23 protein-coding genes are annotated in these 20,758 nt (G+C 63.2%); 17 read left to right on the forward strand and 6 right to left on the reverse strand.

The window, feature by feature from the left end; all coding sequences use genetic code 11:
- Positions 1-40 precede the first annotated feature (40 nt).
- The gene (locus C7A17_RS25170; RefSeq protein ID WP_199796374.1) at positions 41-508 is read left to right on the forward strand and encodes a helix-turn-helix domain-containing protein; all 468 of its coding nucleotides are present in this window, start codon (positions 41-43) and stop codon (positions 506-508) included.
- Positions 509-517: 9 nt separating this feature from the next.
- Here C7A17_RS25170 and C7A17_RS25175 read toward each other — a convergent pair whose 3' ends face one another.
- Positions 518-1,120, reverse strand: coding sequence for a glutathione S-transferase family protein (locus C7A17_RS25175; RefSeq protein ID WP_106741956.1), 603 nt, complete (start codon positions 1,118-1,120; stop codon positions 518-520).
- Positions 1,121-1,166: 46 nt separating this feature from the next.
- The gene (locus C7A17_RS25180; RefSeq protein WP_106741959.1) at positions 1,167-2,333 is read right to left on the reverse strand and encodes an aminotransferase-like domain-containing protein; all 1,167 of its coding nucleotides are present in this window, start codon (positions 2,331-2,333) and stop codon (positions 1,167-1,169) included.
- An 83-nt stretch (positions 2,334-2,416) separates the two neighbouring features.
- Here C7A17_RS25180 and C7A17_RS25185 point away from each other — a divergent pair, with 83 nt between their 5' ends.
- The 6 genes from C7A17_RS25185 (at position 2,417) to C7A17_RS25210 (ending at position 8,623) form a co-directional block, all read left to right on the forward strand.
- Complete coding sequence (locus tag C7A17_RS25185; protein WP_106741961.1) at positions 2,417-2,938, forward strand: MarR family winged helix-turn-helix transcriptional regulator; 522 nt, start codon at positions 2,417-2,419, stop codon at positions 2,936-2,938.
- A 189-nt stretch (positions 2,939-3,127) separates the two neighbouring features.
- Positions 3,128-3,652, forward strand: coding sequence for an RNA polymerase sigma factor (locus tag C7A17_RS25190; RefSeq protein WP_394337056.1), 525 nt, complete (start codon positions 3,128-3,130; stop codon positions 3,650-3,652).
- Positions 3,649-4,608 (forward strand): FecR domain-containing protein, encoded by a 960-nt coding sequence (locus tag C7A17_RS25195; RefSeq protein ID WP_106741966.1) that lies wholly within the window; start codon positions 3,649-3,651, stop codon positions 4,606-4,608. The genes C7A17_RS25190 and C7A17_RS25195 overlap by 4 nt, the downstream gene beginning before the upstream one ends.
- A gap of 148 nt (positions 4,609-4,756) precedes the next feature.
- On the forward strand, positions 4,757-7,201 hold the full coding sequence (locus C7A17_RS25200; protein ID WP_106741969.1) for a TonB-dependent siderophore receptor: 2,445 nt from the start codon (positions 4,757-4,759) through the stop codon (positions 7,199-7,201).
- Positions 7,202-7,298: 97 nt separating this feature from the next.
- Entirely contained in the window at positions 7,299-8,426 is a 1,128-nt protein-coding gene (locus C7A17_RS25205) for a PepSY-associated TM helix domain-containing protein (RefSeq protein WP_106741972.1), read from the forward strand.
- Positions 8,423-8,623, forward strand: coding sequence for a hypothetical protein (locus C7A17_RS25210; protein ID WP_106741975.1), 201 nt, complete (start codon positions 8,423-8,425; stop codon positions 8,621-8,623). The genes C7A17_RS25205 and C7A17_RS25210 overlap by 4 nt, the downstream gene beginning before the upstream one ends.
- On the opposite strand, the gene C7A17_RS25215 is transcribed toward C7A17_RS25210, so the two are convergent.
- Entirely contained in the window at positions 8,620-9,267 is a 648-nt protein-coding gene (locus tag C7A17_RS25215; RefSeq protein WP_106741978.1) for a hypothetical protein, read from the reverse strand. The two genes, C7A17_RS25210 and C7A17_RS25215, sit on opposite strands and share 4 nt — an antisense overlap.
- Positions 9,268-9,411: 144 nt before the next feature.
- Between C7A17_RS25215 and C7A17_RS25220 the strand changes: the two genes are divergently transcribed.
- Positions 9,412-10,023 carry a LysE family translocator gene (locus tag C7A17_RS25220; protein ID WP_106741981.1) on the forward strand — a complete coding sequence of 204 codons (612 nt, stop codon included), beginning with the start codon at positions 9,412-9,414 and terminating at the stop codon, positions 10,021-10,023.
- A complete protein-coding gene (locus C7A17_RS25225) occupies positions 10,023-11,219 on the forward strand; it encodes a benzoate/H(+) symporter BenE family transporter (RefSeq protein WP_106741983.1) in 1,197 nt (398 codons plus the stop codon). Before C7A17_RS25220 ends, C7A17_RS25225 begins: the two co-directional genes overlap by 1 nt.
- On the opposite strand, the gene C7A17_RS25230 is transcribed toward C7A17_RS25225, so the two are convergent.
- A complete protein-coding gene (locus tag C7A17_RS25230) occupies positions 11,210-11,773 on the reverse strand; it encodes a carboxymuconolactone decarboxylase family protein (RefSeq protein WP_106741985.1) in 564 nt (187 codons plus the stop codon). The genes C7A17_RS25225 and C7A17_RS25230 overlap by 10 nt on opposite strands.
- Positions 11,774-11,863: 90 nt before the next feature.
- On the opposite strand from C7A17_RS25230, the gene C7A17_RS25235 reads away from it, so the two are divergent.
- The 3 genes from C7A17_RS25235 to C7A17_RS25245 all read left to right on the forward strand — a co-directional run bounded on the left by C7A17_RS25235 (position 11,864) and on the right by C7A17_RS25245 (position 15,979).
- Positions 11,864-12,178 carry a winged helix-turn-helix transcriptional regulator gene (locus tag C7A17_RS25235; RefSeq protein WP_234035856.1) on the forward strand — a complete coding sequence of 105 codons (315 nt, stop codon included), beginning with the start codon at positions 11,864-11,866 and terminating at the stop codon, positions 12,176-12,178.
- 138 nt (positions 12,179-12,316) lie between these two features.
- The gene (locus C7A17_RS25240; protein ID WP_106741988.1) at positions 12,317-15,109 is read left to right on the forward strand and encodes an autotransporter outer membrane beta-barrel domain-containing protein; all 2,793 of its coding nucleotides are present in this window, start codon (positions 12,317-12,319) and stop codon (positions 15,107-15,109) included.
- A gap of 12 nt (positions 15,110-15,121) precedes the next feature.
- Positions 15,122-15,979, forward strand: a complete 858-nt coding sequence (locus C7A17_RS25245; protein ID WP_106741990.1) for an alpha/beta fold hydrolase — start codon at positions 15,122-15,124, stop codon at positions 15,977-15,979.
- Here C7A17_RS25245 and C7A17_RS25250 read toward each other — a convergent pair whose 3' ends face one another.
- Complete coding sequence (locus C7A17_RS25250; protein WP_106741993.1) at positions 15,980-16,924, reverse strand: LysR family transcriptional regulator; 945 nt, start codon at positions 16,922-16,924, stop codon at positions 15,980-15,982.
- Between the two features lie 140 nt (positions 16,925-17,064).
- Between C7A17_RS25250 and C7A17_RS25255 the strand changes: the two genes are divergently transcribed.
- Positions 17,065-17,460, forward strand: coding sequence for a RidA family protein (locus C7A17_RS25255; RefSeq protein WP_106741995.1), 396 nt, complete (start codon positions 17,065-17,067; stop codon positions 17,458-17,460).
- Between the two features lie 214 nt (positions 17,461-17,674).
- Here the strand turns inward: C7A17_RS25255 and nfsB are convergent, their stop codons facing one another.
- Entirely contained in the window at positions 17,675-18,325 is a 651-nt protein-coding gene (nfsB, locus tag C7A17_RS25260; protein ID WP_106741998.1) for an oxygen-insensitive NAD(P)H nitroreductase, read from the reverse strand.
- A 103-nt stretch (positions 18,326-18,428) separates the two neighbouring features.
- Between nfsB and C7A17_RS26860 the strand changes: the two genes are divergently transcribed.
- The 4 genes from C7A17_RS26860 (at position 18,429) to C7A17_RS25280 (ending at position 20,756) form a co-directional block, all read left to right on the forward strand.
- The gene (locus C7A17_RS26860; RefSeq protein WP_158704707.1) at positions 18,429-18,572 is read left to right on the forward strand and encodes a hypothetical protein; all 144 of its coding nucleotides are present in this window, start codon (positions 18,429-18,431) and stop codon (positions 18,570-18,572) included.
- Between the two features lie 526 nt (positions 18,573-19,098).
- Complete coding sequence (locus C7A17_RS25270) at positions 19,099-19,632, forward strand: Csu type fimbrial protein (RefSeq protein WP_170965098.1); 534 nt, start codon at positions 19,099-19,101, stop codon at positions 19,630-19,632.
- Positions 19,633-19,683: 51 nt separating this feature from the next.
- On the forward strand, positions 19,684-20,184 hold the full coding sequence (locus tag C7A17_RS25275) for a Csu type fimbrial protein (protein ID WP_106742003.1): 501 nt from the start codon (positions 19,684-19,686) through the stop codon (positions 20,182-20,184).
- Positions 20,184-20,756 carry a Csu type fimbrial protein gene (locus C7A17_RS25280; protein ID WP_106742005.1) on the forward strand — a complete coding sequence of 191 codons (573 nt, stop codon included), beginning with the start codon at positions 20,184-20,186 and terminating at the stop codon, positions 20,754-20,756. The genes C7A17_RS25275 and C7A17_RS25280 overlap by 1 nt, the downstream gene beginning before the upstream one ends.
- Positions 20,757-20,758 lie beyond the last annotated feature (2 nt).

The raw sequence follows: 20,758 nt of genomic DNA on the forward strand, positions 1-20,758 counted from the left end.
GGTGCTGAGACGAATCTCGTCCTTGCTCGCGGAAGCCGAAATGGCGCTGCAAGACGACACCCACAGCGCCTACTTCTACCTCGAACAGGCGATGGAGCTATTGCGTCATGCGAACGCCTGTCGTGACTGTGGTGCGCGCCATGCAAACAGCGGCCTGACCCACTGGCAGACGCGACGCCTGGATCAGTACATCAGCGAGAACCTCGCCGCCTCGATTCGCACCTGCGACCTGGCCGCCCAGCTCAGCCTGAGCAGCAGCCATTTTTCCCATGTGTTCAAACAGACCTTCGGCATCACGCCGCTGGCCTATGTGGCCCGCAAGCGTATCGAAGCCGCCAGGGAGATGATGCTGGTCAGCGACCAGCCGCTGACACAAATCGCTCATGCCCACGGTTTCTGCGATCAGTCGCACTTCACCCGCACCTTTCGCCGCGAAACCGGACTGAGCCCGCTGATGTGGCGGCAGCGCTGCGCCTCAAGAGCGCAGCCCGCCAACGATCAAGCGTGAGGGTTTCAATCAGCCCAGCATAGTGACATGACGTGAGTGACTGGCCACCCGATCCATCCAGGCGAGAATGGCCGGGAAGGCTTCCAGACTGAAACCACCCTCTTCGGCTACATGGGTGTAAGCGTACAAAGCGATATCCGCGATGGAGTACTGCTCGCCCACCAGGTACGGCGTGCGCAGCAATTGTTGCTCCATCACCTTGAGCGCCTTGTAGCCACGTACCAGACGAACGCCGTGTTCTTCACGCCGATCCTCCGGCAAGCCCAGATAGAGCTGGATGAAGCGCGCCACGGCGACATTGGGCTCATGGCTGTATTGCTCGAAGAACTGCCATTGCAGCACCTGGGTGCGCAGACGCGGTTCGCTCGGCAGGAATTCACTGCCCTCGGCGAGGAAGTTGAGGATGGCGTTGGACTCCCACAGGCAAGTGCCGTCCTCCAGCTCCAGCACCGGAATCTTGCCGTTGGGGTTCTTGGCCAGGAAGGCGTCGCTCTGCGTCTCGCCCTTGAGAATATCGATGGGAATCCACTGGTACTCCTTGCCCAGCAGATGCAGCATCAGCTTGACCTTGTAGCAGTTGCCCGACCGGTAATCGCCGTAGACCTTGAACATTGCCCCGCCCTCCTTAACGCTCGCGGCACATTCGCCGCCTAAGAATTCAAACCCCTGATACGCCCTGCGCTTCACGAACAACCGCCGCCAACCGGCGCAGACCTTCCCCCAGACGCTCCGGCGCCACGTGGCTGAAGTTCAGCCGCAGATAGCCTGGATTGGCGTCCGGGTCGATGAAGAACGGCTCGCCCGGCATGAACGCGACGTTCTGTTCCAGCGCCGCATCCAGCAGCGTACGGGTATCCAGCGGCTGCTTCAGCGTCAGCCAGAAGAACAGTCCGCCCTGCGGGATTTCCCAGTTGGCCAACTCGCCAAAGTGCTCTTCCAGAGCCACCTGCATGGCGTCGCGGCGGATGCGGTAGAAGTCACGCAGCTCGGCCAGGTGACCGCGATACTGCTCGCGGCCCAGCCATTGCAGCGCCTGCCACTGACCGATGCGGTTGGTGTGCAGGTCGGCCGACTGCTTCAGGCGCAGCAGGTGCGGGTAGAGATCCTTGGTGGCGATCAGGTAGCCGACACGCAGGCCCGGCAGCAGGGTCTTGGATACCGTGCCGGTGTAGATCCAGCTGGCCTTCTGCAAACGGGTGACGATCGGCGTGGCGCTACCGGCATCGAATACCAGCTCACGGTACGGCTCGTCTTCGATCAGGGTCACGCCGAACTCGTCCAGCAACGCGGCGACGGCTTCACGCTTGGCCTCGCTGTAGCGGGTGCCGGACGGATTCTGGAACGTCGGGATCAGGTAGGCGAAGGCCGGCTTGCTGGTTTCCAGGCGCTGGCGCAGTGCAGCCAGCTCAGGGCCATCGGCCTCTTGCGGCACACTGATGCAATTGGCGCCGAACAACTGGAAGGCCTGCAGGGCGGCCAGGTAGGTCGGCGCCTCCAGCAGCACTTCGGTACCCGGATCGATGAACAGCTTGGAAGCCAGATCCAGCGTCTGCTGCGAGCCGCTGACGATCAGCACCTGGCTGGCGTCGCAAGGTACGCCCAGGGCGCGCGCTTCAGCGGCGATGGCCTCACGCAGCGCCGGCTCGCCCTCACTCATGCCGTACTGGCCCATGCTCGCCGGCATCTCGGCCCAGTCCACCTTCGGCAGCATGGGTTCGGCCGGCAGGCCTCCGGCAAAGGACATCACCTCCGGACGCTGTGCCGCAGCGAGAATTTCACGAATCAGGGAGCTTTTCAGGCGGGCGATGCGTTCGGAGAAGGCCATGAGTATTCCTGGGGTGCCAAAGGCTGTAGATTTAAGTCAAACTGCTTGACCGAAACTACGATGCCGAACAGGGATACGTCAATATGACTGACCTAAAAAATTTCCCCGAGAAATTTTTAACGTCGCACAGCGACGGCCCGCAAAGTGGCCGCCAGGGATGGCAGGCCATAAAGAACAGCGCCGTTCAGCAGGCCGCCATGGAAGCCTTCTTCTTCGGCTATCAGGCCTTTACCGCCAAGCCCGACGAAATGCTGGCCAAGCGCGGCCTGTCACGCGTGCACCACCGCATTCTGTTCTTCATCGCCAAATACCCGGGCCTGAACATGACCGAGCTGCTGCGCTATCTGGGCGTAAGCAAACAGGCGCTGAACACACCATTGCGGCAACTGATGGAAATGAACCTGGTGCTCAGCGAAGCCGCGCCAGACGACAAGCGCAAGCGTCTGCTCGGCTTCACGCCTGAAGGTGCCAAGCTGGAACAGGCCCTGCGCCGTGAGCAGGCGCGCCTGCTGCAACGGGTGTTCGGGGAAATGGACGAAGAAGCTGTGCAAGGCTGGCTGGAAGTCAATCGCGCCCTGGCACGCAGCCGCCAGGAACGCGCGTAGCAGTCGCCGATAGATTGCCCATGCAGGACGAGCCCCTTTGGCAGGCGGGGCTCGCCTCTACAGACCTCATGCCCTCTTGCTCCTGCTGCCAACACCGCCGGTCATACCACGCCACAGCGTGATTGCACCCGGACATGACCTCTGCAATCATATGCGAATAATTATCACCTTAACTTAGGTTATCGCGAGGTGCGCGTGTCGGTTCAGGATTCCAGCAATCAGCAGCTGGTCGGTCTGCTCTACCGCGACCATCGCGACTGGCTGTTCGGCTGGCTGCGCAAAAGCCTCAACTGCCCACAACGTGCCGAAGACCTGAGCCAGGACACCTTCGTTCGCCTGCTTGGCCGTGATGACCTGCAAACCCCACGCGAACCAAGGGCGCTGCTCACCACCATCGCCAAAGGCCTGCTGGTCGACCAGTTCCGCCGCAGCGCGCTGGAACGCGCCTACCTCGACGAACTCGCCCTGGCCCCCGAGGCCCTGCACCCCAGCCCGGAAGAACAGGCGCTGGCATTGGAGCAACTGAGCGAGATCGACCGCCTGCTCGGCCAACTGTCGAACAAGGCCCGCGCCGCCTTCTTGCATAGCCGTCTGGACGGCCTCGGTCATGCCGAGATCGCCGAACGCCTCGGCGTTTCGCCGTCGCGCGTGCGCCAGTACCTGGCCCAGGGCCTGCGCCAGTGCTATATCGCGCTGTATGGCGAGCCACGATGAGCCAGGTATCAGCCCGCGCCCTCGACGAAGCCATCGCCTGGCAACTGTGCCTGGATTCCGGTGACGCCAATGATCAGCAACGCCATGAATTCAGCCAGTGGCTGGCGGCCCATCCGGAGCACGCGGTGGTCTGGCGCCAGTTGGGCGGCATCGATCAGCAACTGAGCGCTGCCGCGCCGCCCATGGCGCGCCGCGCCCTGCTACAGAGCGCCAGCACTCGCCGCCGCAGTCTACGCAGCCTGGGCGGCAGTGCGCTGGGCGTGGTTCTGGCCGCGGGGATCACCCTGGCACTGCTGGCTCAGCAGCGACCACTGAGTGACTACCTGGCCGACTACCACACCGCAGGTGGTGAGCAGCGCGAACTGCTGTTGGCTGACCACAGCCAGATCCGCCTCAACAGCCGCAGTGCGCTGGATGTGGAGTTCGATGGACAGGAACGACGCCTGGTGCTGCGCAGCGGTGAAATCCTCATCCAGACCGCCAAGGGCGACACGCGGCCCTTCGTCGTCGAAACGGCGCAAGGACGCCTGCAAGCGCTGGGCACACGCTTCCTGGTACGCAGTGAAGGCGATGTCACCGAACTGATCGTGCTGCAGTCTGCCGTTGCCGCACGGCCACGATCCGGCGCGCAAGAACGCATCGTCCACAGCGGCGAACAGATACGCATGGACAGCCAGCACCTGGGCGCCAGCACGCCCGCTCCCATCGGCGCCGATGCCTGGAGCCGCGGCATGCTGGTGGCGGACGAACTGCCATTGGCGCAACTGATCGAGCAGATTGGCGAGTACCGTAGCGGCTATCTCAGCCTCGACCCGAGCCTGGCTGAACTGCGCATCAGCGGCAGCTTCCCGCTGCACGATACGGACAAGGCGCTGGCCGCCCTGCCGCCCAGCCTGCCGGTGCGTATCGAACAGGTTGGCCCCTGGTGGACACGCGTGGTACCGGCCGAAAAATAAGCGTTGTCGGCGAATATCCAGACCTTGCCCACAGCTGGGGAGCCCATGGATGGCGCGGCAGAAATATTTTTTCTGCCCCCCTGTCACTTTTTCATTCTGCTTCGGCAACAGGACATTGAGATGCATTCCCGCTTAGGAGAAGTTCGCAATGTCTTTCCGCCCTGCCCCGTTCCGCCACACCCTGCTGGCCATGACCGTCGCCATGGCTGGCCATATCGGCCTGGCTCAGGCCGACGCCTATCTGCTGCCGGCCGGCCCGCTGTCCAGCACCCTCAATCAGATCGCCAGCCAGGCGGGCATTACCCTGAGCATCGATCCGGCGCTGACCGCCGGCAAACGTTCGGCCCCGGTCAACGGTGACTTCGACGCCATCGACGCGCTCAACCAGGCATTGCGCGGCACTGGCCTGCAGCTGCAAGGCGGCGGCTCGGGCGCCTACAGCCTGGCGCCGGCCGACCAGGAAGCCATGGCACTGCCCGATGTGACCGTCACGGCGACGGGCCAGGCCAGCGAAAGCGCCTGGGGCCCGGCCAACGGTTACCTGGCCAACCGCGTCGCGGTCGGCACCAAGACCGATACCCCGCTGCTGGAAACCCCGCGCTCCATCTCGGTAGCCACCCGTGAACAGCTGCGCGACCGCAAGGTGCAGAACCTCGATGATGCGGTGCGTTACATGCCAGGTGTCATTGCCAGCAGCTACGGCAGCGACAGTCGCGCCGACTGGATGAAGATTCGCGGTTTCGAACCGATCCAGATGCTCGACGGGCTGCCACTGCCCAAGGGCAGCTATGCCATGCCCAAACTGGAAACCTGGAACCTCGAACGCGTCGCCATCCTGCGTGGCCCGGCCTCCTCGGTATATGGCCAGACGCCGCCCGGCGGCCTGGTGGATGCGGTGAGCCTGCGTCCGCAGGATGAAAGCAGCCATGAAGTCGAAGTACAGGTCGGCAACTACAACCACAAGCAGATCAACTTCGACAGCACCGGTCGCATCGACGACGACGGTCGCTTCCTCTACCGCATCAGCGGCATGGGGCGCGACAGCGGTACGGTGGTCGAACACATTGACGACCAGCGCTTCAACCTGGCGCCCAGCCTGACCTGGAACATCGGCGACGAGACCAAGCTGACCTTCCTCAGCCAGTTCAACCGCGACGATACCGGTGGCACCAGCCAGTTCCTGCCGCTACAGGGCACCAAACTGAGCACGCAGGCCGGCAAGGTCGACTACAACAAGAACCTCGGCGACCCGGACTGGGAGTTCTACGACAAGACCTTCTACGCCCTGGGCTACGCCTTCGAGCACCGCATCAACGACGTCTGGCAGTTCCGCCAGAACCTGCGCTACAGCAAGCTGGAACTGGACAACCAGATCATCACGGCTGGCGGCATGCATTGGCCCAATGGCCCACATGAAGCGGTAAGCCCTGATGGCACCGTTGCTCGCGGTGCTAACGTTTACGACGAGAACGTCCGCCATTTCGCCGTGGACAACAACTTCCAGGCCGACTTCAACACCGGCGTGATCGGCCACACGCTGTTGCTCGGCCTCGATTACCAGCGCGTGAATACCGATTATCGCTGGCTGTATGGCAGCGCTCCCTCCAGCAACATCATCAACCCGGTCTACGGTCAGGACTTCAGCGGCGTGACGTATTGGCGCCTGCAGGACTACAACCAGAAGCGCCGTAACACGGGCCTGTACATTCAGGATCAGCTTTCGCTGGACGCCTGGCGCCTGACCCTGGGCGGCCGCTGGGATCGTCTGAACACCGACTCGGTGTTCTACAACGCCAATGACGCGAAAGATCACCGCCGCGACAGTCAATTCAGTGGCAACGCGGCGCTGAGCTACGTCTTCGATTCGGGTTTCACGCCCTACATTTCTTACGCCGAATCCTTCCAGGCTGAAGCAGGCGGGATGACCGACACCGTAGCCGGCACTGGAGAAGCCTTCCAACCCAGCACCGGCAAGCAATACGAGTTGGGGATCAAATACCAGCCGCCGGGTAGCGATATGCTGTTCACCGCAGCGGTCTACGACCTGAAGCGGCAAAACATCATTTCGACCAACACACTGGGTGCCAGCGAGCCCGTGAGTGAAGTGCAGGTACGCGGCCTTGAACTGGAAGCCACGGGTAACGTCACTGAAAATCTGAGCCTGACCGCCTCCTACACCTATACCAACAGCAAGATGACCAAGGTCGGCGACCCACGTGACAAGAACCGCGCGCTGCCGCTGACACCTGAGCATCAAGCCTCGCTTTGGGCGAACTATGACTTCAGCGTCGGCCCACTGGCGGGCTTCGGCGTTGGCTTCGGCGCGCGCTTCGTCGGTTCCACCGACAATGTCGCCGTCGGCCAGATAGGTAACATCAGAGACCTCTCCGATGGTCACAGCAGCGCCTACACCGTCTACGACGCCGCCGTGCGCTACGACCTTGGCCAGCTCGACGCCAGCCTGCGCGGTGCAAGCATCGCACTCAACGCCGAGAACCTGTTCGACAAGGAATACCTGGCTACCTGCGACGGTTTCTACTGCTACGCCGGCGACCCACGTCGGGTGACCGCCAGCCTCGGCTACAAGTGGTAAGCCCCCACGCGGGCAACCGATGCACCTGGAAAACACTGCGACCGTCTTGCACGGCCGCGGTGTTTTTCCGCTTCACGCGCCGACACTCGGATAAACCATGAGATCGACAACCATCCGCCGCTGGTCATGGCTGCACACCTGGTCCAGCCTGATCTGCACCCTGTTCCTGCTGATGCTGGCGCTCACCGGCCTGCCATTGATCTTCCATCACGAACTCGAGCACCTGCTCGGCGAAGCGCCCGAGCTGCGCGAACTGCCGCCCGACACGCCCCACCTGAGCCTGCAGCAACTGGTGGACGCCGCCGAGCGCCACCGTCCAGGCGATGTGATCCAGTACGTGGGTTTCGAGAAGGACGAGCCCAACGGCATCATCGCCATCACCGCGGCAACTGCCGGCACCGAGCCCAACTCCTCGCACACCTTCATGCTCGATGCACGCAGCGGCGAACCGGTGGCCATGCCGGCCGCCAACGGCGGCGTACTGATGTTCATCCTGCGCCTGCACGTGGACATGTTCGCCGGCCTGCCCGGCAAGTTGCTGCTGGCCTTCATGGGATTGCTGTTCGTCGTGGCCATCGTGTCAGGCGTGGTGCTTTACGCCCCGTTCATGCGCCGCCTGAAATTCGCCGAGGTGCGCCATGAACGCTCGACACGCACGCGCTGGCTCGACCTGCACAACCTGATCGGCATCGTCACCCTGACCTGGGCGCTGGTGGTCGGCATCACCGGCGTGATCAGCGCCTGTGCGGACATTCTTATCGAAGCCTGGCGCGAAGAAGCGCTGGGGGCGCTGATGGAGCCCTACCGCGGTGCGCCGCCCTTGCAGCAGCGCGCTCCGGCGGACGAACTGCTGCGTATTGCCGGCGAGGCCTTGCCGGGCATGCAGGCGGATTTCATCGCCTTCCCCGGCACACGCTTTTCCACCGAACACCACTACACCGTATTCATGATCGGCAGCACGCACCTCACAGCCCATCTGTGGACACCGGTACTGATCGACGCGCAACACCTGGAAGTCACGGCCATCGCCGAACGCCCCTGGTACATGGACGCGCTGTCGATGTCGCAGCCGCTACACTTCGGTGACTACGGCGGCAGGCCGATGCAGATTCTCTGGGCGGTGCTCGACGTGCTGACCATCATCGTGCTGCTCAGCGGCCTGTACCTGTGGTGGGTTCGGCGGCGGACGCCACGCCTCAAACCGACAGCGCAGGTGACGCAATGAAGTGGCGCGAGTCGACTTTCGCCTTGCCGGCACTGATCGGCCTGCTCAGCGCCCTCGGGCTGTTCGCCGCCTTGCTCGGCGATGGTTGGTGGGATTCACTGTCCTGGCTCGGCCTGGGCATTCCGGCGCTGCTCGGCGTCTGGCCGCTGCTGCGCCGCACAAGGCGCAACCCTGAAGCAAACGAACGCGCCGGCTAAGCGGCGGGTTCGCGTAACTCGCCAGCGCCCTTGAAGAACACCAGCATCAGCGTCACGCCGGCACCGAGCAAGGGTACGATGGCCAGCAACATGAGCAGGACGCTGGCCAGCATCAAGCCGCCGACGATATCCAGCCAGGCCATGACCTTCAGCGCCGGATAGGGATACTCGATCTTCAACAGGCGCAGTCCCAGCCAGGAGGTACACGCCCCCATCGTGCAGAGCAGCCCCACATAGCCGATGGTCTGCCAGTCGAGGCCGGTGAACAGGCCCTGGCCGAACAGCAGATCGGCCACCTCCAGCGCCAGCGTCACCACCACCAGCGACCATATCGGCACCTGCAGGCGTCGTGCGCCGAAACGCGCCTCGGCGAAAGCCTTGAAGCGCAGCATCAGGTAACAACCGAGCAGTACCAGCACCAGGCTCAGCCACTCGGTGTAGAGCACCAGCACCTGCGCCTCGGTCGTCTCCAGCAGGCTGCTGGCCAGCACCAACCCGACCACCAGCGCATTGGCCAGCACCGATACCAGCGCCAGCCAACCGAGCACCTGTAACTGCCGGACACTCCAGCCCGGCAGCGAAGGTTCGGGGCGTTGCTCGAGCAACTCGACCTGCGGTGCGCTGTAGGGATTGTCCGGTTGCATGGGCATGTCCTTGCGAGAAAAAAGCTGAGGCTAACCAGCTGAGCGCACCTTGGCCAGACTGTACGGCTCATCACGCTGTTGGCTGTACCGCGACGGCGCACGGGCGGCGCAATAGTCTGATGCGCTCTCGATGGAGTCTCGCAAATGACCGCTGACCTGCTGCTCGCCTTCGTGGCCTTCGCCTTCGTCACCTCGATCACACCCGGGCCGAACAACATGATGTTGCTGGCCTCCGGGGTGAACTTCGGCGTGCGTCGCAGCCTGCCACACATGCTCGGCATCAGCCTGGGCTTCATGCTGCTGGTCGCCGCCGTCGGCCTCGGCCTGGGCCAGTTGTTCGAGCAGGTGCCGCTGCTGCACAGCGTGTTGCGCTATGCCGGTGCCGCTTATCTGCTTTACCTGGCATGGAAGATCGCTCAGTCCGGCGCACCGGAGAGCAGTGGCACTGCGGCAGCCAAACCCTTCACTTTCCTCCAGGCTGCGGCGTTCCAGTGGGTCAACCCGAAGGCCTGGATCATGGCCATCGGCGCCATCACCACCTATACCCCGCATGAGGGTTTCTTCACCAATGTGCTGCTGATCGCCGCGCTGTTCGCCCTGGTCAACTGCCCCAGCGTTGGGCTATGGACGGTGGCTGGCAGCCTGCTGCGCAACTGGTTGAACAACCCGCGTGCGCTGCGCGCCTTCAACATCGGTATGGCGTTACTCTTGGTCGCTTCGCTCTACCCCATCCTCGTCGACACGGGACTGTTCTGATGCAAGACGCAACCTCACCCCGCCTGCGCCCACTGGCCGACAGCTCCACCTCCTCCGTGGTGGCTGGCTTCATCGCCATGCTCACCGGCTACACCAGCTCGCTGGTGCTGATGTTCCAGGCTGGTCAGGCGGCCGGGCTGAGCAGCGGGCAGATCTCCTCGTGGATCTGGGCACTGTCGATCGGTATGGCAATTGGCAGCATCGCGCTGTCGCTGCGTTACCGGGCGCCGGTGATGATCGCCTGGTCGACTCCGGGTGCAGCGCTGCTGATCACCAGCCTGCCCGAGGTGTCCTATGGCGAAGCCATCGGCGCTTACATCCTGGCGTCCGCGCTGATCCTGCTGATCGGCCTGACCGGCACCTTCGACCGCCTGATGCGCCGTATCCCGGCGTCTCTCGCCGCCGCCCTGCTGGCCGGCGTGCTGTTCAAGATCGGCCTGGAAATCTGCAACGCCGCTGAGCAGCAGCCCTGGCTGGTGCTGGCCATGCTGCTCGCCTATCTGGTCGGCAAACGCCTGTGGCCGCGCTACTCGGTGCTTGCCGCACTGATCGCCGGCAGCCTGACGGCAGGCATTCTGGGCCTGCTGGATTTCACCGGTTTCAGCCTCGAACTGGCCACGCCGGAGTGGACGACGCCAAGCTTCTCGCTGTCATCCGCCATCAGCATCGGTATCCCGCTGTTCATCGTCGCCATGGCCTCGCAGAACCTGCCGGGCATCGCGGTGCTGCGTGCCAATGGCTACGACGTACCGGCCTCGCCACTGATCGCCAGCACCGGTTTGATCTCGATCCTGATGGCGCCCTTCGGCAGCCACGGCATCCACATGGCCGCCATCAGCGCCGCCATCTGCGCCAGCCCGGAAGCCCACGAAGACCCGCGCAAGCGCTACACCGCAGCGGTCTGGTGCGGGATCTTCTACGGCATCGCCGGCATCTTCGGCGCTACCCTGGCTGCGCTGTTCGCCGCCCTGCCGGCCGCCTTGATCCTGTCCATCGCGGCGTTGGCGCTGTTCGCCTCGATCATCGGCGGCCTGACCCAGGCCATGAGCGAGCCGAACGAGCGCGAGGCAGCGCTGGTGACCTTCCTGGTCACCGCCTCGGGCATGACCCTGCTCGGCGTCGGCTCGGCGTTCTGGGGCATCGTCGGCGGCCTGCTGACGCTGGCCGTGCTCAACTGGGGCAAGCGTCAGGCCTGAGCCATGCGGCGATATTCACTGAATGTCGCCGCGCTCCGCTCCAGGGGTAGATCGAGCCCGTTGGCGAGATAGGCAACCGTCCGGTAGAAGCCTGCCAACATCAGAATCTCCAGAATCTGCTCATCATCGAAATACGTGCGAACTCGCGCGAACTCTTCATCGCTCAGCGTCGCGCGCTCATGCAGCGCATCGATGCTCGCCAGCAGCGCGGCCTCCTCGGGCGCCCAGAGATGCTCACGCAGCGGCCTGTCCAACGTGGCGCTCACCTCCTCCCGGCTCAGGCCAGCCGCTTGGGCGAAAGTCGTCACATGCACGCCCCATTCGTACTCGCAGCCGGTCAACGCGCAGCATCGGTCGATCACCAGTTCACGCTGGCGTAGCGTCAGCAGCTTGCCATCGAGCAGAGCGCCAGCGGTGAACTTGCTCCAGGCCCGCTTGCTGCTCGCCAAGGTGGTGAACAACCCCAGAGGCGGCACGCCTGGGCCCATGATCCGGTCGAAAGACGCCTGAATGTCCTCGGCGTAGGGTGGGTGCAGTGCTGCGATTCGGCTCATGCTGTATTCTCCGCTATCGAATATGTAGCAAAAGTATTGCTACTGATTAAGTAGCAAACAAGACCGATAAACAGGAGTGATGAACGCAGCATGACTTCATCGATTCTCAACGGCCGCCGCCCGATCATGGCGCTGCTGGATCTGCTCGGACAGAAGTGGGCGTTACGCATCCTCTGGGAACTGCGTGACGGCGCACTCAACTCCAGGGCGTTGCGCAGCGCATCGGGCGATATCTCACCGACCGTGCTGCAGAGCCGGATCAACGAGCTGCGCGCCGCAGGCCTCATCGAGTCAGGCGACAAGGGATATGCGCTCACCCCCCTGGGAACCGAGTTGGCGGAAACCTTCCTGCCGCTCTATCGTTTCGCCGACAAATGGGCCAGTCAGCTGCAAGAGACTCCGTAACGGTAGAGTGCAAGTTCGGCACGGCGATGCAAGCCAACGGCCAGGCTGGAGCGGACGGTGATGACAAAAGGCGTCGCCTTCTTCACTATCTGCTGGCGTTTTGACTCCAGTCCATAACAACATCACATGGAAGGCATCATGCAGCACCCTAGCCGTCGCCACTTTCCGCTCCGTCGTCTTTCCCTGCAGATCGCCCAGGCATCGCTCCTGTTGAGCACCGGCGCAGCAATGGCGGCAACCAACTGCAGCACGTCGGGCAATGTCACTACGACGCAATGCAGCACCACCGACATCCAGATGGTGGGGGGCACGGGTACTTCGTCGCTCACCGTGACGGATACCACGGCAAATTCGGTCGCTGTGTTGAGTTCGCCCTACGACAGTGGCCCGTTCACCCAGAACCTGACCATCGACGGCACCACGGTGCTGAACCGCAGTGATTATCCGGCGGTGTACATGTATTCCAGTCAGCCCGGCTGGGATGCCAATCTGCAGATCGGCTCGGGGGTTAGCATCACCTCCGCAGGCCCGTTCGGCGCGGTCTGGCTACGCTCGGAAAGCAACGACACGAGCACCAGCAACACCATCGTGGTGGACAGCGCCGCCAGCATATCGAGCTTCGGCGCCAGTTCCGACGGCATCACCGCCACCTCCAACAATGGCGCCGTCTCGCTGACCAACCGTGGCAGCGTAACCGTAGCCGGCGGGCGTGGCCTGTACGCCGACGGTGGCTCGGCCAGCCTGACGCCGGTCAGCGTCAGCATCACCAACCTGGGCTCGGTTCATGCTTATCAGGCCGGCGCACGCGCGATCGACTATAACGGCACAGCGGTGATCGATAACCGTGGCAGCGTCCGTTCGACCACTCGCCAGGGGCTGATCGCCTGGTCTTCCAATGGCGGCGCACAGATCAGCAACAGCGGCACCGTGGTCGCCGACCATTACGATGCGGTTGTGGCTGCCGGTACCGACGGCAACGTGACGGTCACCAACAGCGGCAGCATCACCGCCAACCGCAACCTCAACCTCAGCCAGGTCAGCCCGGATTTTCACGGCATCAGTGCCTATAGCGATGGCATCGGCAACGTGACCACCACCAACACCGCCAGCGGCGTCATCAACGCCGCGTGGGACGCTGGGATGGCGGGCGCCAGCGCCCAGGGCACGATCAGCATGCTCAACGCCGGGCGGATCAACGCCCTTACCGGCTTGCTCGCCGAATCCAACAACGGAATGGTCAGTGTCACCAACACGGGTACGCTGAACACCAGCGGCACCGGTATCCAGGTCAACTCAGCCAGTTCGGGCGAGGTCGTCAACAGCGGCACGCTCGTCTCAGCCAGTACGGCGTTCCTGGTGGGTTACGGCGTAGCCGTGGATGTCGAAAACAGCGCCGGCGGGCTGGCCATCGGCAACCTGCAACTGGGCAACCTGGCCAATTTCCTCAACAGCGGCGACCTGGTGTTGAAACAGGGCGCCAGCCTGAGCAATTACGCCACAGGCGGATCGGTGGTGAGCAGCAGCGTCGGCGGCAACTTCACCCAGAGCGCCAGCGGTTCGTTGAACATCGCAGCGGCCAACGTAGCCAGTTACAGCACCCTGGCGGTCGGCGGTACGGCAAACCTGGGCGGCACCCTCAAGGTCGACGTCAAGTCCAGCTACACAGGCGGCGACCTGACCGATGTCATCACCGCTACCGGCGGCATTACCGACAACGGCCTGCGCGTGACCGACAACTCCCTGCGCTATGCCTTCTCCACGCTGTTCCGTGCCAACGGCATGGATCTGGTGGTACGCGATACCGGCATGAGCACCATCAGTGGCGCCGTCTCACCGCAAGCGCCCGGCGCATTGGGGGCCGCCGCCGTGTGGGACGACCTGCTGGCCAATGGCACCGGCTCCGCCGAACTCAACCAGGCGCTGCAGGAAATCGTCGCCAGCGAGGATGCCGGCGAGGTCACCAGCAAGGTGCAGCAAACCCTGCCACTGCTGACCGGCAACTCGATCAACCTTGCCAACAACACCCTGGGCAGCGTCAACTCGGTGATCCAGTCGCGTGTCGACGCAACACGCGGCCTGTCATCGGGCGATGCTTTCCTGGGTGACCGTCATCTGTGGATGAAACCGTTCACTACCCGCTCGCGCCAGGACAACCGCAATGGGGTGGTCGGCTACAGCGCCGAGACCCATGGCTTCGTGATCGGCGCCGATGCCAGCGTGTCGCCCGATACCGATCTGGGCCTGGCGCTCGCCTATGCCAAGACCGACGTCTCGAGCAACTCAGCCGGGCCGAAACAGAGTGCGGACATCGACACCTATCAGCTCGTCTTCTACGGCCGTCATGCCCTGGACGCCAGCAGCGATCTGCTGTTCCAACTCGATACAGGCAAGATGCGCAGCGATGGCAAGCGCCAGATCGATCTCGTCGGTCTGAACGCCGAGTCCAGCTACGACAGCAAGACCGCCCATGCCGGCATCGGCGTGGATCGACGCTTCCAGTTGAGCGAGCGCACCACCTTCAAACCGTCGCTTCACCTCGACTACACCTGGGTCGAAGACGAGTCCTATCGTGAGAAAGGTGCCGGCGGTCTCAACCTGCAGGTGAATTCACGCAGTACCGATGCACTGGTCCTCGGCCTGGATGGCCTGCTGACCCACGACCTCACCGAGCAGCTCACCGCCACCGCCAACCTCGGCGCCGGCTACGACTTCTACAACCGTGACGCCTCGATCATCGCGGCCTACGCCGGCGCTCCGGATGCTGCCTTCGTCACCGAGGGTAGTAATCAGTCGGCCTGGTCACAGCGTGCCGGTGCCGGCCTGATCTACACCACCGCCAACGGCACCGAGATCACTGGACGTTACGACGCCCTGCACCGCGAAGGCTTCCTCAGCCAGACCGCATCGGTGCAACTGCGCTGGATGTTCTAACGGCACCTTGTGATGCGTCTCGTCCGCCTGGCTAGCGCGGCGCTGCTCACCCTGGTGGTGGGTTGCGCCACGTTGCCAACGCCCGAACAGCGTGCGCACACCGCTGACAAGCTGGCAGCGGAGCGTGGTTGGGCGGCGCAAAACCTCGAAGCGGCGCCGTTTCAACTGCGCGCCTACCTGCCAAAGGCGGCGGCTGACGACACTCTCGTGATCTATCTGGAAGGCGACGGGTTCGCCTGGCTAACCTCGACCCGTCCCTCGACCGACCCCACGCCCCTGACGCCTGTCGCCTTGCAACTGGCGCTGGCCCAACCGAGTGGTGCGGTGGCCTACCTTGCCCGGCCCTGCCAGTTCATCGCGACTCAGCCGGCCTGCTCTCGGGACTATTGGACGGACGCGCGCTTCGCGCCAGAGGTGGTGGACAGCCTCGCTCAAGCCGTTGACCAGTTGAAGGCTCGCGTCGGTGCGCGGCAACTGATCCTAGTGGGTTACTCAGGCGGTGGCGCCCTTGCACTGCTACTGGCGGCGCGACGTGATGATGTGGCGCGTGTCGTCACCGTGGCGGGGAATCTCGATCCACAGGCCTGGACGACGCATCACCGCCTGCAACCGCTGAAACGCTCGCTCAGTCCCGCAGACCAGCGGCTGGCTTTGGCCGGCACACGTCAGCAGCACCTGGCCGGCGGTCGCGACCGCATCGTGCCCGCCGCCCTGGCCAGCGCCTTCAATGATGCTTCCCCGCCCGGCACACCCTCGCGCGTCTACCTGCTGCCCGAACATGACCACGCCTGCTGCTGGGCGCGCGATTGGCCGAGCCTGTGGCTGAAGCTGCAGCAGGATGCACAGGCGAACACGCCAGATCAGCCTTGATCAGCCAACCGGCGTGAGCGGGCCGGCATCCCGCCCCAGCACCGGCGCATGCTCGGCCATCAGTTCTACTACCCAGTCGATGAATACCCGCAGTTTGGCGCTGACGTGCCGGTTCGGCGGGAACGCCAGGTACATCGGCATCGGCGTCATCTGCCAGTCCTCGAACAGGTGTACCAGTTCGCCGCTTACCAGATACGGCTTGGCCATGTAGTGCGGCAACCAGAGCATGCCGAGCCCCGCAAGGCCGGCGGCCAGGTAGGCGTTGCCATCATCGACGATCAGCCGCGGGCGGCCATGGGCCTCGATGCGTTCGTCGCCACGACGCATCGCATAGGGCAAGGCCTTGCCGGTGCGTGACCAGAGAAAACCCACGGTGTGATGGCCAACGTCCTCCAGTTCACGTGGGTGCATCGGCGTGCCAGCACGTTGCAGGTAGCCCGGCGTGGCGTAGATACCGAGTTGTAGATCGCCGACATGCCGCGCGATCAGCGACTGATCGGTGATCTCACCGCCGCGCACCACGCAGTCGACATTCTCGCCGATGATGTCGACGATGCGGTCGCTCACGCCCAGGGTCAGCTGGATCTCCGGATAGCGCACGTAGAACGCCGGCAACGCCGGGATCAGCAGCATGCGTGCGAAGGGACTGGGCACGTCCACCCGCAAGCGCCCGCGCGGCGCCATGGAAGCACTGGAAAGGCTGGTTTCGGCGTCGTCGACATCGGCCAGCAGGCGCACCACACGTTCGTAGTAGGCCGCACCATCGGCGGTGACGTTGACCTTGCGCGTGGTGCGGTTGAGCAGGCGCACCCGCAGCCGCGCCTCCAGTTGTTGGACGAGCTGGGTCACGCTGGTCTTGCTCATGTGCAGGGTGGCAGCCGCCTTGGTGAAACTGCCAGTTTCCACCACACGGGCGAAGGCCTGCATCGCATCGAAACGATCCATCACACGTCTCTCTCGGCTGTTGATTGTTTGGATTCTACAAACAGTCATGACCAGAGTTGCGCGTTTATCCAGCCCGATGGTGTTTCTAAAGTGGCTTCATCGTTCACAACGGGCCGCTGTGGCCCCCGATGGAGTCAACCATGAGCAACAAACGTGATGTGGTTTTCCCGGCCGACCGCCATGACCTGTACGAGCTTCACCGCTACTCGCCTGCGGTTCGCGCCAACGGTTTTCTGTTCGTATCCGGCCAGGTTGGCAGCCGCAAGGACGGCTCGCCCGAACCCGATCTGAAGGAGCAGGTACGCCTGGCCTTCGCCAACCTCAATGCAATCCTCGCGGCGGCGGGCTGCAGCTTCGATGACGTGGTCGATACCACTGTGTTCATGGTCGACCCGCACGCGCAGTTCGAAACCATCTGGGAGGTGGTGGCCGACTATTGGGGTGAGGCGCCCTATCCGAACGTGACCGCGGTCGGCGTGACCTGGCTGTCCGGCTTCGACTTCGAGATCAAGGTGATCGCCAAGCTGCCGGAATAAGCAGCGGTCGCGCCCCTGCAAACGAGGGGCGCGACCGAAAGGCTTAGAACCTGTTCACGATCTGCTGCGCGTCAGCGCTACTGCGTTAAAAACAAGCTCGGAATGCTCATTTACCACTCGTAAAGTCGGATGCGACTCCAACCGTTCCTCGCTTGTTTTTGCGGGGCCGCCATCGGTGTTGTATCGCTCTAGCTCGCTAGATTGTGAACAGGTTCTAGAGGTGAGTGAAGACGCGCTCGGCTGGCAGACGCGACTTCGGCAGCGTGGCATTGAAATCGCTGTCGCTGTGATAGCCCAGCGCCACTGCGACCATGCTGCTCAGCCCCTGAGCAGCCAGACCCAGCTCCTCATCCAGCGCCGCACGGTCGATGCCTTCCATCGGAGTGGCGTCCACGCCTTTGGCCGCAGCGCCCAGGAGCAAGGTCCCCAGCGCCAGATAGGCCTGTTTCTCCGCCCAGTGCGGGATATCGCCCAGGCCACGGTGCAATTCGACGTAGCTGCTGCGGGTGTTGTGCTGGGTGCTGCGCGCCGCGTCATCGCGGAAGCGGCCATCGTCGGCTTCCTGTTGCAGCACATCGGCCAGATAGGCCTCATCGAGGTCGCGGCGGGCGCAGATCAGGATCACATGCGAGGCGTTGAGAATCTTCGGCTGGTTGTAGGCGAAACCGCCCTGCGCACCCTTGGCCAGACGTGCCTTGCCCTCGGCGGTGCTCGCCACGACGAAGTGCCACGGCTGCGAATTGACCGAAGACGGCGACAGGCGCAGCAACTCCAGCAACTCGTCGATGATCGCCTGATCCACCTGGCGGCTCGCATCGTAAGCCTTGGTGGTGTAACGCTGACGCGCGAAGGAAACGGGGCTCATGGACACTCTCCTGATCAATGGATAACGCGAAAATGGACGCTAGTCTGCAACAGGCGCAGGCACGAAAAAAGCAGGCAAAGCCGCTAGGAGTTTCAAAGAAAAAATGAAAATGCTGGCAGGTCAGGCCGCCCTCGACCATCGTCAGCATTGCCCGGATACCGTCGACATCGATCCACTCCTGCAGCACCGGCGCGTGATCGCGCAGAAAGCGCTCCACCTGCAGTCGCAGAAGGAAGAACGGCTATAGCGGAGAAAAGGTTGCTCGCGGATCAGCGACTGCCAGTCCTCAGCAGCCACAATGCTGTTCACACAAGAAGCGGTGGAACGCGATAAGTCCCCTCGCCCCTCCGGGAAGAAAGGACACTGGCGATTCTGCTGCGTTCCAACCCTCTCCGCCGCCCCTTTCCCATCAATATGCCCAGACTCGCATCATCGAAGTCCTCGACCTGCTGATCCGCCAGCTCTCTGCCGCCGGCAAGACCGTGGTGATGCGTGAGTGGCACACCAGTGTTGCCGGTGTCATCCAGCTGTGAGCGAGCCGCAAAACTCCGCAGCGCCTTCCGTAAGGAAAAGAGATTGTCTGAAAAGACTGTAAGAAATGACCTCATATAGTTTTCAGTCATTTCTTACATAGCCAGTTTTTTTCTGATCAATCAGACACTTAAATTGTCAGGATGAAATCTCGACTTCCTGGGCATCGGCTGCACGTTTTTTGAGCAGAAGAATGGGCTGGACTATCGTCCAAGCAACTCCAATTCGAAGGGACTCGACCTATGAAGTCCGTCATGAGAACCGCTGTTCTGGCTTTTTCTCTCGCTGCCACACCGGCTTTCTCAGCAGGCCAGTTGCAGGGTCAACTGAACGTCCAGATCACCATCGGCACCGGCTGTACCGTGACCAACGGCACCGCAGGCGCTAGCAGCAACACCTTCGGTTCACTGTCCTTCGGCAACTACAACGACCTCGCCAACCTGATCGACGGACGCTCCTTCGGCAGTGCCGGCGGCAGTTCATTCGGCTTGCAATGCAGCCTCGGCACGGCCTACAGCATCGCGCTCAACGCCGGGCAGAACGCCACGGGCGGTCAACGACGCATGATCAACTCAGGCGCCTACGTCGCTTACAACCTGTATCAGAACAGCGGCCGAACCCTGGCGTGGGGCGATGGCGGAGCCACAGGCACGGTGCTCTCGGGTACCGGCACGGGCAACAGCGAAGAAGTGATCGTCTACGGCCGAGTCCCGGCACAAACCACCCCCAGCCCAGGCACCTACACGGATACCGTACAGGTCACCATCGCCTGGTAATCACCACTCGCATCACCAAGAGGGTCTCGAACTCGCCAGGGAAGAATCGTCATGCCGCGCCTGATCGCCCTTCTACTCCTGCTGACTCCGGCAGCTCTGCCGGCGGTCGACAAGACCGCCACCATCGGCCTGAACGTCGAGGTGTTGCCGGCCTGCCAGGCAGGTAGCAGCAGTGGCTCGGGTATCAGCTTCGGTACGCTGGATTTCGGCACCCACCTCAGGCTCGACAACCTGCTCACCCGCGTCGGCCAGCCGGGAGCAGGCGCCCTACGCGTCAATTGCCAGCAGAGCATCCCCTACCGCGTGCTGATCAATGCTGGCTACAGCGGAACCACCAACACTCGGCAGATGGTCGGCCCCAGCTCGGCCGTGCTCACCTACAACCTCTACACTGGCGCAGACTACGTCACCGTCTGGGACAACAGCACGGGGGTCAGCGCCGTCGGCAATGGCCAGGATCAGTGGCTACCGATCTATGCCCGTGTGCCGGCGCAGAGCGCACCACCGCCCGGTAGCTACAGCGACACGCTGACCGTCACGGTGAGTTGGTGATGCCGTGCCGGAGCCAGTCACTCGGGGTTTCCAGCCTGTTCTGCCTGAGCGTCCTGGCCATGCACACCTTGCCTGCTCAGGGCGACACGGGCATCAACGACCTGATCGTCAGCCAGAGCTTCCAGGTACGCGCGGAAATCGTGCCGGGGTGTTTGCTCGGCGCCGGTGGCAGCGACGCCACCTCGTTCGGCAGCATTTCGTTCGGCCAGATCAGCACCCTGCCAAGCAACCTGGACACCGCCAGCACACCGGGCAATGGCTCCATCGTGCTGCAATGTTCCCCAGGTACCGCTGTCACGATTGCGTTCAATGCCGGCCTCAATGCCAGCAGCGTCGGTGGCGGACGCTACCTCGCACGTGGTGCGGAGCGCCTGCGCTACCAGCTGTACCAGGACGCTGCACGCAACATCGTCTGGGGCGATGGCAGCAACGGTGGCACGCGCATGAGCATCAACTTTCCCGTTGGCGGCGCCACGCAGACCTACACGGTCTATGCCCGCCTGTTCAGTGTCAGCCCGCTGCCGTCAGCCGGCATCTACACCGACACCATCACCGTGACCGTGAGTTATTGAGC

Origin of the sequence: Pseudomonas mendocina (genome assembly GCF_003008615.1) — a bacterium.
Taxonomy (GTDB): Bacteria; Pseudomonadota; Gammaproteobacteria; order Pseudomonadales; family Pseudomonadaceae; genus Aquipseudomonas; species Aquipseudomonas mendocina_C.